This window comes from Trujillonella endophytica, from assembly GCF_900110555.1.
GTDB classification, from domain to species: domain Bacteria; phylum Actinomycetota; class Actinomycetes; order Mycobacteriales; family Geodermatophilaceae; genus Trujillonella; species Trujillonella endophytica.
In genome coordinates, this window is sequence record NZ_FOEE01000012.1 from 91,245 (window position 1) to 100,865 (window position 9,621).

Sequence of the window (9,621 nt, forward strand, 5' to 3'; positions counted from 1 at the left end):
GCCCGCGCACCGCGACGCCGACCAGGGCCGACGCCGGTCAGCCGCGGCGCCCCGGACTGCCGGTCGTCGGCAAGGCTCCCGGCCGCTCCCGCCGGTGCGCCGCCGCGGGATGTGCACCGGTCGGCAACCGCTCCGCGCCCGTCGTTTCAGCGGACGGCGGATCGGCTAGAGGCGCACGGCGGCGGGGAACGCCCCCGCGCACCGAGCGCCACGAGGAGCCGCATGGCCGCGATCCCGGGACCGACCGCGCTGTGGCTGGTGCGGCACGGGGAGAGCCAGGGCAACGTCGCCGACGCCCGCGCCGGCCAGGCCGGCGCCGCGCGGCTCGAGCTCGACGTCCGTGACCCCGACGTGCCGCTGTCGGACGCCGGCCGCCGCCAGGCCGAGGCGCTGGGCACCTGGCTGCGCGACCTGCCGGCCGACCGGCGCCCCACCGTCCTGCTCAGCTCCCCGTTCACCCGCGCCGCCGACACGCTGCGGATCGCGGCGGACACCGCCGGCCTCGACCTGCCGATCCGCTACGACGAGCGGCTCCGGGAGCGGGACTTCGGCGCCTTCGACGGCATGACCGGCGCCGGCATCCGCGCCGAGTACCCCGAGGAGGCGCAGCGGCGCGACCTGCTCGGCAAGTTCTACTACCGCCCCCCGGGCGGCGAGAGCTGGGCCGACGTCGCGCTACGGGTCCGCAGCGTGCTGCTGGGCGCGCGCCTGGACTCGCCCGGCGAGCGGCTGCTGGTCGGCTCGCACCAGGCGGTCGTCATGGTCTTCCGCTACGTCCTTCAGGAGCTGACCGAGCCCGAGCTGCTGGAGCTCGCCCGGCGCGAACCGGTCGCCAACTGCTCGGTGACCAGCTACGAGGCCGACGCCGACGGCGTGCTCCGGCTCGCCGAGTCGGGCGCCGTGGGCCACCTCGCCCGCGCCGAGGAACCCGTCACCGAGGAGGAGCCCGTGCCCGGAGAGCCCGGTGTCGCCCGTGCCTGACCGCGCGGACGACCACGAGCACGACCTCGTCACCCCGCAGCTGCTGCGCGGCTGGCGGCTGCCGGCGCCCACCGGCGGGAAGGAGTCACGCGGCCGGATCCTGATCGTGGGCGGCAGCGCGGAGGTCCCGGGCGCGGTGCTGCTGGCGGCCGAGGCGGCGATGCGCGCCGGCGCCGGCAAGCTCCAGGTCGCGACCGCGGCCAGCGTTGCCAGCATCCTGTCGGTCGCCCTGCCCGAGGCGCTGGTCCGCGGGCTGCCGGAGACGTCGAGCGGGGCGCTCGCCGCGGACGGCGTCGACCGGCTCGAGGACCTCGTGGAGGGCGCCTCCGCCGTGCTCGTCGGGCCGGGCATGACCGACGTCGAGGAGGCCCGGCGGCTCACCGACCGGCTGCTGCCCTCCCTGGACTGCCCCGTCGTCCTCGACGCCCTCGGCATCGCCAGCGTGACCGCCGACCCGGGCTGCCTGCAGCGGCTGGCGGGCCGGGCCGTGCTCACCCCCAACCCCAGCGAGCTGGCGCTGACCCTGCACCGGGACCAGGCGGAGGTGGACGACGACCTCGCCGGCGCGGCGCTGGAGCTGGCGCGGCGGACCGGCGTTCCCGTCGCGGTGGGCGGCGTGACCTCGTGGGTCGCCTCGCCCGGGGGCTCCCTCTGGCGCGACGAGAGCGGCGGCGCCGGGCTCGGCGTGTCCGGCTCCGGCGACGTCCGCGCCGGGGTCACCGCCGGCCTGCTGGCCCGCGGCGCCGAGCCCGAGCAGGCCGCCGTGTGGGCCGCCCACCTGCACGGCCGGGCGGGGGAGCGGCTGGCCGCGGCGGTCGGTGGCCTGGGCTTCCTCGCCCGCGAGCTCCCCGCGGAGATCCCGCGCGTCCTGGCCGAGCTCGAGATCTGACCGGCCGCTACGCGCCGCCGAACGGCCGGGCGGACGCCGAGATCATCGGGTGCACCTCCGCCGTCAGCCCTCGTGGACGTCGACGGTGTGCTGCCGGTCGCTCGCGACCGTCGCGGCCTGGCGGATCGGCGGACGGCGCAGGCGAGTACCGCTGCCCCCGCTCGGCGAAGGGCCGTCGTCACCTGCCCTCCCCCGCAGCGCTCGCGGGCGGCACGGTCGGCCTCCACGAGGCGCCGGGCGCCGCCCAGGGCCGACGCCCACATCCCGTCCAAGCGTCTGCGCGGAGGGTGGCGGCCGTCAGCGCGGTCGGTGACTCTGCGTGACATCCGGACCCGGCGTGGCGGCTCGCCGGCGGGAAGAACCTGTTCACCTGCTCGGGGGGGAGTGCGTATGGTGACCGACCGCAGCGTCGACGGGCTCGGACACCCGGCACCGCCGGCCGCTGCGGCGCGGCACGGACGAGCGGCAGCCCGCCCTCGACCGCGGCCGGGGTCCTGGCGGCGGGGGTCGGGACGGCCCCGGCGGGGCGCCGGCCTCACCGCCGCGAGTCCTTCCGCACCCACCCCCAGGCCGCGGTCAGCAGGAGGAGGACGAGCCCCACCATGAGCAGCAGGAAGAGACCTTTGACGACGGCTCCGATGATCGCGACCACGAGCCAGACGACGATCAGGACGCCGATGACGGCGAGCAGGGGCACGGGCACCTCCGAGGACGAGCGGGAACGCCCCCGACCCTAGGGGCGGCCGGGGGAGCGGGGCACGGATGCGGCTCCGCGACGTCTCGTACGGTCAAGGTCGGACACCGATCGGCCGATGGGGACGGAGAGAGCGCTGGGACGACGAGAAGGAGGAGCAGGCGTGACCGAGATCGCCGCCGTCCGCGGATCGCGGACGTTCGGCTCCAGGGACCGGTTCGGCGACCTGGCCCTCGGCCTCGACGGCGACGCCGTCCCGGGGTACGGAGGCCGATCCCGGCTGCGCGGCCCGGTGGGCCTGACCTGGTGGTCGGAGATCCTGCTGCTCGCCGTGCTCTATGCGCTCTACTCCCTGGTCCGCAACAGCGTGGGTGACGTCAGCACGATCGCCTTCGAGAACGCGACCGCGATCCTGCACCTCGAGGACGCCTGGAACCTGGCGTTCGAGCGGGGCCTCAACGACTGGGTCCAGGGCTCCGGCGTGCTCGCCGCCCTGGTCGCCGTCCACTACGCCACGCTGCACTTCCTCGTGACCCCCGCCGTCCTGGTCTGGCTGTACCGCCGGAGGCGCGCGGAGTACCGGGTCGTCAGCGGGGCGCTCATGGCCACCACGGCCGTGGCGCTGCTCGGCTTCTACTTCATGCCGACCGCCCCGCCGCGGCTGATGAGCGGCGAGGACTTCGTCGACGTGATGAGCCAGACCGCGAGCTGGGGGTGGTGGCCGGCCTCCGGCGCGCCGGCCAGCGACGCGATCAGCAACCAGTTCGCCGCGATGCCCTCGCTGCACTGCGCGTGGGCGCTGTGGTGCGGCATCGTGTTGGCCGTGATGGTGCGCCGTACCTGGGTCCGCGTGGTCGGGGTGCTCTACCCGCTGAGCACCTTCTTCGTCGTCATGGGCTCGGGCAACCACTTCCTCCTCGACGTGCTCGCCGGCGCGGTGCTCCTGCTCGTCGTCGGTGGGGTGGTCGTGCTCGGGGCCCGGCAGGTGCAGAACCGGCGGACGACGGCCGCCACGGCGTGACCGCGGTCGCGGCGCTCCCCGCGACCGCTCGCTCCCGGGCCGCGCGACTCCTCGCGACCTACGCCCCCGTGCCCGCCGCCGCCGCGGCGGCGGCGGCGATGGGCCTGTTCGACACGCCCGTCGGCGACCTGCAGGCGGCGATCGCCCGCGAGCAGGCCGCGGAGTCCGGCGTCGGCGTCACGTACTGGTTCAGCTGGTACGGCGGGCTGTCCCCGGGCAGCTACTCCTCGCTCGTGCCCGCCCTCTCCCGGGGCATCGGCTCGTTCGGCCTCCTCGTGCTCGCCACGCTCGCGGTCACGGCGCTGGGTGGTCCGCTCGCCCGGGACACCGCGCGCCCCGCCCTGCTCCGGTGGTGCATCTGCGCCGCGGCCGTGAGCAACATGTTCGCCGGGCGGGTGGCCTTCGGGGTCGCCGCGGCGGTCGCCCTCGCCGCGGTGCTGGCGCTCACGCGGGGCCGGGTGGTCCTCGGCGGACTGCTGATGGCCGTCTCCGGGCTGGCGAGCCCGCTCGCGCCGGCCTTCGCGGGGCTGGTCACGGTCCCCCTCCTGCTCGCCGGGGGCCACCGGTCGCCCCCGGTGCGCAGCCTGCTGCTGGGCGCCGGGGCCGGCGTCGCCCTCCCCGTCGTCCTGTTCGGCACCGGGGGGTCGCAGCCCTTCGGCGGCGTCACGTTCGTCTGGGGGATCCTCGCGGGGCTCGCCGCCTACCCCGCGCTGCGGACGACGGAGCAGCGGTGGCTGCTGCCGCTGGTCGCCCCGGTCACCGTCGTCCTCGCCGTCGTCCCGAACGGCGTGGGCTCCAACCTCGGCCGGTTCTTCTCGCTCGTGCTGCCGTGCGTGCTGATCGTCTGGTCGCGCTGGGGTGGCGTGCGCCTGCTGGCCGCCCTCCTCCCCGCGCTGGTCTGGCTGGTGCAGAACCCGGTGCACGACCAGCTCGTCGCCGTCGAGGGCGGCTACGCGGCCGAGGACTACACCTCGCTGCGCGACGCCCTGCTCGCGCGCGGGGACCTCGAGGGGCACCGGGTCGAACTGCTGGACAGCAGCAGCCACGTCGGGTCCCACGAGCTCGGGTCGTCGGTGTGGCTGGCGCGGGGCTGGGAGAACCAGACGGAGTCGCGCTACCACGACTCGCTGTTCGACGAGGAGATGCCGTCGGCGGCCGACTACCGCCGCTGGCTGGCGGACAACGCCGTCGCCTACATCGCGGTCGCGGCCGACCCGCTGACGAACTTCCGCACCCGGGCGGTGCTGGGGCTCATCGACGCCGACCTGCCCTACCTGACCCGCGTGTGGGCCGACGAGCGGTGGACCCTCTACCGCGTCGAGGACCCGGCGCCCATCGTGCCGCCGCCGCTGACGCTGGTGGAGGCGGCGCCGTCGCGGATGGTCGTCGACGTCCCCGACACCGCCGAGCACCACCTGCAGATCCGCCCCAACCGGTACCTGGTCGCGCGGAGCGAGGCCGATCCCGGGGTCACGGCCTGCTTCACGCCGACCCCCGACGACTGGGTCACCCTCCGGGCGCCGGTGCCGGGCCGGTACGTGCTGGAGGGGGAGTTCTCGCTCGACGCCGCCCTGGGCGGTGCGCCGGACGAGTGCTGACCGGGGCCGGCGGGGGGCGCGCCGGGGGCGACGAGCACACCGACACGGGTGGTCCTCGCATAGGGTGACCCTCCACCGCGCCGACGGTCCCCGACGGGTCCGCCCGGCGTGGTGTGCGGTGCGGCGGCCGGTCCGCTGCCCGCGAGCGGGGACCCGGTCTGCCGGCCGGGCGCGCGCCACGTGCTCCCGCGGCAGGGGCCGCGCCGGTGCGGACCCCCGCCGGGTGCACCTCGGGAACCGTCCCCGGACGGACGCGAGCGGCGCCCCGGGCGCCCCGCGGGGGCGCGGGAAACGGAGAGGGAGTGGGCGTGACCGACACCGTGGCCGTCGGCGGGACCGAGGTTCGCCTGGACCGCTCCGACTCCTCGCACGTCGTCGGCGCCCCCGAACCGGCGCGCCTCGCCCGCTTCCTGCCGGGGCTGCCCACGCTCGTCGGACTGTTCGAGTTCGTGCTGCTCTACGGGCTGTACAAGTTCTACTCGTCGATCCGCAACGGGGTCGGCTGGGAGGACCGCGCGACCGCCTACGAGACCGGGGCGGCGATCCTGCGCGTCCAGGACGCCCTGTTCCTGTCGTGGGAGCGGCCGCTCAACCACTGGGTGGCGAGCTCCGACGTCCTGTCCGCCGTGGTGGCGGTGCACTACCAGAGCTTCCACTTCTGGCTGACGCCGCTGGTGCTCATCTGGCTCTACCGGCGCCGCCGTGCCCACTACCGGGTGGCCAGCGCCATCTGGATGGGGACGACCTTCCTCGCGCTGATCGGCTTCTACCTGCTGCCGACCGCGCCGCCGCGGCTGATGGCCGGGGAGGGTTTCGTCGACGTCATGCGCGAGACCTCGACGTGGGGCTGGTGGGCGACCTCCGGCGCGCCGGGGCCGGAGATGATCAGCAACCAGTTCGCCGCGATGCCGTCGCTGCACTGCGCCTGGGCGGCCTGGTGCGGCGCCGTGGTCTACCTCCTGGTGCGCCGCACGTGGGTGCGCGTCCTGGCGGTGGGGTACCCGCTGAGCACGTTCGTCGTGGTGATGGCGACCGCCAACCACTACCTGCTCGACATCGTCGCCGGGGTGGCCCTGCTCGTGCTCGTCGCCGGGCTCGTCGTGCTCGTCGACCGGCAACTGCGGGCCAGGCGGGAGCAGGCGGCGCCGGCGTGACCGCGCTCGCCGGGCCGTCCGCCGGCGTCCGGCGGCCGCTCGGGCCGGCCGCGGCGGCGCTGGGGCCGCTGGTGGCCGTCGCCGTGGCGGCCACCGTCATGTGGCTGCTCGACCCGCCCGTCGCCGACCTGCAGGCCGCGCTGGCGCGCGAGCAGGCGGCGGACGCCGGTGCCGGCCTCACCTACTGGTTCAACTGGTACGGCGGCATCTCGCCCGGGAGCTACTCCTCGGTGGTGCCGTTCCTGTCCCAGCTGGTCGGCTCGCGGACGCTGGCGCTGGTCGCGCCGCTGGCCGTCGTCGCCCTGGCCCTGCCGCTGTCGCGCGGCACCGCGCACCCGGCCCTCTTCCGCTGGGCCGTCGCCGCCGCGGCGATGAGCAACCTGCTGGCCGGCCGGGTGGCGTTCGCCGTGGGTGCGGCGGTCGGCCTGGCGGCCGTGCTGGCCCTGCGGGAGCGGCGCGCCGTCCTCGGGGCCGCCCTCCTGGTCGTCGCCGGCCTGGCCAGCCCGCTGGTGCCGGCGTTCGCCGGCCTGCTGACGCTCCCCCTCCTCGCCGACGGCGGCCGCCGGTCGCGGCCGGTGGTGGCCTCGCTGGCCGGCGCGGGGCTCGGGGTGCTCGTGCCGTTCGCGCTGTTCGGCGCGCCCGGCGCCTACCAGTTCCCGTGGACGACGCTGGCCCTCACGGCGGGTCTCGCGCTCGTGGTCTGGCCGGCGCTGTGGCGCACCGGGCAGCACTGGCTGGTCCCGCTCACGGTGGCCGCCGCGCTCGTGCTGTTCGTCGTCCCCACCGGCGTCGGCGCCAACATGGGCCGGTTCACCTACCTCGTGTTGCCGTGCGCGGTGCTCGCCTGGTCGCGCTGGCGGCCCCGGCCGCTGCTGCTGCTCCTGGTCCCGGTGCTGTGCTGGTCGGTGTTCGCGGCGGGCCGGGACGAGGTCGCCGCCCTGGACGACGGCTACGGCGCCGAGGACTACGAGCCGCTGCGCGCCGAGCTGCTGGGCCGCCCCGACCTCACCGGGTACCGGGTCGAGGTGGTCGACAACTGGTCGCGCGCCGGCTCGCACTCCCTCGGCCCGGACATCGCGCTGGCCCGCGGCTGGGAGGACCAGACCGACAACTTCCACAACGCCGTCCTCTTCGAGCCGGGGGCGCTGGACGCGGCGGGCTACCGGGGGTGGCTGGACGACAACGCGGTCGCCTACGTGGCGGTCGCCGCCGACCCGCTCGCCCGGGCGGAGCAGGAGGCGGAGCTGGTGGAGTCCGGCCTGCCCTACCTGACCCGGGTCTGGCACGACGAGAACTGGAGCCTCTACCGGGTCCAAAACGCTCGCCCCATCGTGCCGGCCCCCCTCGTGCTGCTCTCGGCCTCGCCCGCGGAGCTGGTCGTCGAGGTCCCCGACGTCGCGGCACACCCCGTGCAGGTGCGGCCCAACCGGTACCTGGTGGCCCGCAGCGTCGCCGATCCGGACGTCACGGCGTGCCTGCTGCCGACCGAGGACGGCTGGATCACGCTGCAGGCGCCGGTGCCGGGCACCTACGTCCTCGCCGGCGACCTGTCCCTGACCGGCGTCGTGGGCCGCGACTCGGACAGCTGCGGCTAGCCGACCGGGCGGTCAGCGGCGCCGGGTGACCACGAGCGCGGTGACGAGCACGGCGGCCAGGCAGCCGAGCTGCAGCACCGGCGCGGTCAGCGGGGCCACCTCGATCAGCAGCGCGCCGGCGGCGGCGCCGACGACCAGGCCGGAGAGGATCTCCAGGCTGCCCCGGATCTCGCGCAGCCCCTTGCCCGAGGCCAGCTTCATGACGACGGTCGTGAGCGTGCCGGTCAGGTAGGTGGTCGACAGCCCGTTGACGCCGAAGCGCTGCACCGTGCTGCTCTGCACCCCGAGCGCGGCGGCCATGACGAACAGCAGGACCTGGGTGAGGACCGGACCGGGCTCCCCGCCGCTGATCCACCAGCCGATCGCGTAGACCGACAGCATCCCCAGCTCCACGGCCAGCCCCACGGTCACCGGGCGGGGCCACACCGCGTCGCCCGGCCGGGCTCCGCCGGCCAGCCGGGCCCCCAGCCACACCCCGATGCAGAAGGCGACGATCGCGCCGCCGCTGGCGATCGCGAGCGCGCCGTCGGTCGTGCTGGCCGAGGCACCGAGGATCACCAGGTTGCCGGTCATGACGCTGGTGAAGGCCCCGCCGAGGGCGAGCAGGCCGATCGCGTCGGTGGCGCCGCTGACGATCGCGAGGACGACGACGAGCCACTGGCGCAGGCCCGTGGTCATGCGGTCGACCGGGCCGGGGGCCTCGGCGACGGCGGCCGGCGGGGGAGGGGCGGTGGCGGGTCCGGGCACGGGGAGCAGTCTCCCTGACCGCGCAAGCACGTCGGCTTGGACGAAGTGCCCACGAACGGAGCGCATCCCTGTGCACCTTGACCGTGATGCGGGTCCCGCGCCGGGGTCAGACTTGCTGCATCAGCCACCCACGTGGAGCCGACGGAAGAGAAGGCGAATCCATGACCCAGACTCTCGCTCCCACCCAGCTGCTCGGCCCCGAGGAGTTCCGCGCCGCGATGCTGGACGCGATCAAGGGCCGCGAGGCCAGCAACGCGTCGTTCAGCAAGGCGTGGGCAGACGGCAAGCTCGAGCGCCACCACTTCGCCCGCTGGGCCGAGAACCACTACCAGTACGTCGGCCCCTTCGCCGACTACCTCGGCATCGTGTACGCCAACACCCCGGACACCTGCACCGAGGCGAAGGACTTCCTCCTCCAGAACATGTACGAGGAGGAGCTGGCCGACATCCGCCACACCGACCTGCTCATCCGCTTCGGTGAGGCCTGCGGCACCACCAAGGAGCGCATCGAGGACCCGAACAACGCCAACGCCGTGACCCGCGGCCTGCAGGCGTGGTGCTACGCCACCGCCTACCGCGAGCACTTCGTGGTGGCCACCGCGGCCCTGGTCGTCGGCCTGGAGTCGCAGGTCCCCGACATCTACAAGAAGCAGATCGTCCCGCTGCGCGAGACCTACGGCTTCACCGAGGACGAGATCGAGTTCTTCGACCTGCACATCACCTCGGACGTCGTCCACGGCGAGCGCGGGTTCCAGATCGTGCTGGAGAACGCCACCACCGTCGAGCTGCAGCAGCGCTGCCTGCAGTTCATCCGCTGGGGCGCGGAGATGCGCTTCAGCTACACCAAGTCGCTCTTCGACTCCTATGTCGCGCCCGACCTCGAGGCCGCGGCCAAGGCCTGACCCCACCGGCCGGCCACGAGCGGGGTGCCGGGGACGCACC

The 9,621-nt window shown here is 75.3% G+C and carries 9 protein-coding genes; 7 read left to right on the forward strand and 2 right to left on the reverse strand.

The features are described 5' to 3' along the window. The first annotated feature begins 222 nt into the window (after nt 1-222). Nucleotides 223-981 carry a histidine phosphatase family protein gene (locus BMY88_RS17670; RefSeq protein ID WP_091946556.1) on the forward strand — a complete coding sequence of 253 codons (759 nt, stop codon included), beginning with the start codon at nt 223-225 and terminating at the stop codon, nt 979-981. After that, the gene (locus BMY88_RS17675) at nt 974-1,870 is read left to right on the forward strand and encodes an NAD(P)H-hydrate dehydratase (RefSeq protein WP_091946729.1); all 897 of its coding nucleotides are present in this window, start codon (nt 974-976) and stop codon (nt 1,868-1,870) included. Before BMY88_RS17670 ends, BMY88_RS17675 begins: the two co-directional genes overlap by 8 nt. Nucleotides 1,871-2,405: 535 nt before the next feature. Here BMY88_RS17675 and BMY88_RS23920 read toward each other — a convergent pair. Next, complete coding sequence (locus BMY88_RS23920; protein ID WP_170861155.1) at nt 2,406-2,567, reverse strand: hypothetical protein; 162 nt, start codon at nt 2,565-2,567, stop codon at nt 2,406-2,408. Nucleotides 2,568-2,727: 160 nt separating this feature from the next. Between BMY88_RS23920 and BMY88_RS17680 the strand changes: the two genes are divergently transcribed. From BMY88_RS17680 to BMY88_RS17695, 4 genes are all read left to right on the forward strand, one after another. Further along, a complete protein-coding gene (locus tag BMY88_RS17680) occupies nt 2,728-3,585 on the forward strand; it encodes a phosphatase PAP2 family protein (protein ID WP_211435702.1) in 858 nt (285 codons plus the stop codon). Beyond that, the gene (locus BMY88_RS17685) at nt 3,582-5,183 is read left to right on the forward strand and encodes a hypothetical protein (protein ID WP_091946564.1); all 1,602 of its coding nucleotides are present in this window, start codon (nt 3,582-3,584) and stop codon (nt 5,181-5,183) included. Before BMY88_RS17680 ends, BMY88_RS17685 begins: the two co-directional genes overlap by 4 nt. 308 nt (nt 5,184-5,491) lie before the next feature. Next, nucleotides 5,492-6,337, forward strand: coding sequence for a phosphatase PAP2 family protein (locus BMY88_RS17690; RefSeq protein ID WP_170861159.1), 846 nt, complete (start codon nt 5,492-5,494; stop codon nt 6,335-6,337). Beyond that, complete coding sequence (locus BMY88_RS17695; RefSeq protein WP_211435703.1) at nt 6,334-7,932, forward strand: hypothetical protein; 1,599 nt, start codon at nt 6,334-6,336, stop codon at nt 7,930-7,932. The genes BMY88_RS17690 and BMY88_RS17695 overlap by 4 nt, the downstream gene beginning before the upstream one ends. A gap of 12 nt (nt 7,933-7,944) precedes the next feature. Here the strand turns inward: BMY88_RS17695 and BMY88_RS17700 are convergent, their stop codons facing one another. After that, nucleotides 7,945-8,679 carry a YoaK family protein gene (locus tag BMY88_RS17700; protein ID WP_170861160.1) on the reverse strand — a complete coding sequence of 245 codons (735 nt, stop codon included), beginning with the start codon at nt 8,677-8,679 and terminating at the stop codon, nt 7,945-7,947. Between the two features lie 161 nt (nt 8,680-8,840). Between BMY88_RS17700 and BMY88_RS17705 the strand changes: the two genes are divergently transcribed. Beyond that, nucleotides 8,841-9,581 (forward strand): iron-containing redox enzyme family protein, encoded by a 741-nt coding sequence (locus BMY88_RS17705; protein WP_091946574.1) that lies wholly within the window; start codon nt 8,841-8,843, stop codon nt 9,579-9,581. Nucleotides 9,582-9,621: the final 40 nt, after the last annotated feature.

Excerpts from the sequence above, each read along its gene's own strand:
- BMY88_RS17705 (WP_091946574.1), top strand. The coding sequence starts at position 8,841 with ATGACCCAGACTCTCGCTCCCACCCAGCTGCTCGGCCCCGAGGAGTTC.
- BMY88_RS17670 (WP_091946556.1), top strand. The coding sequence starts at position 223 with ATGGCCGCGATCCCGGGACCGACCGCGCTGTGGCTGGTGCGGCACGGG.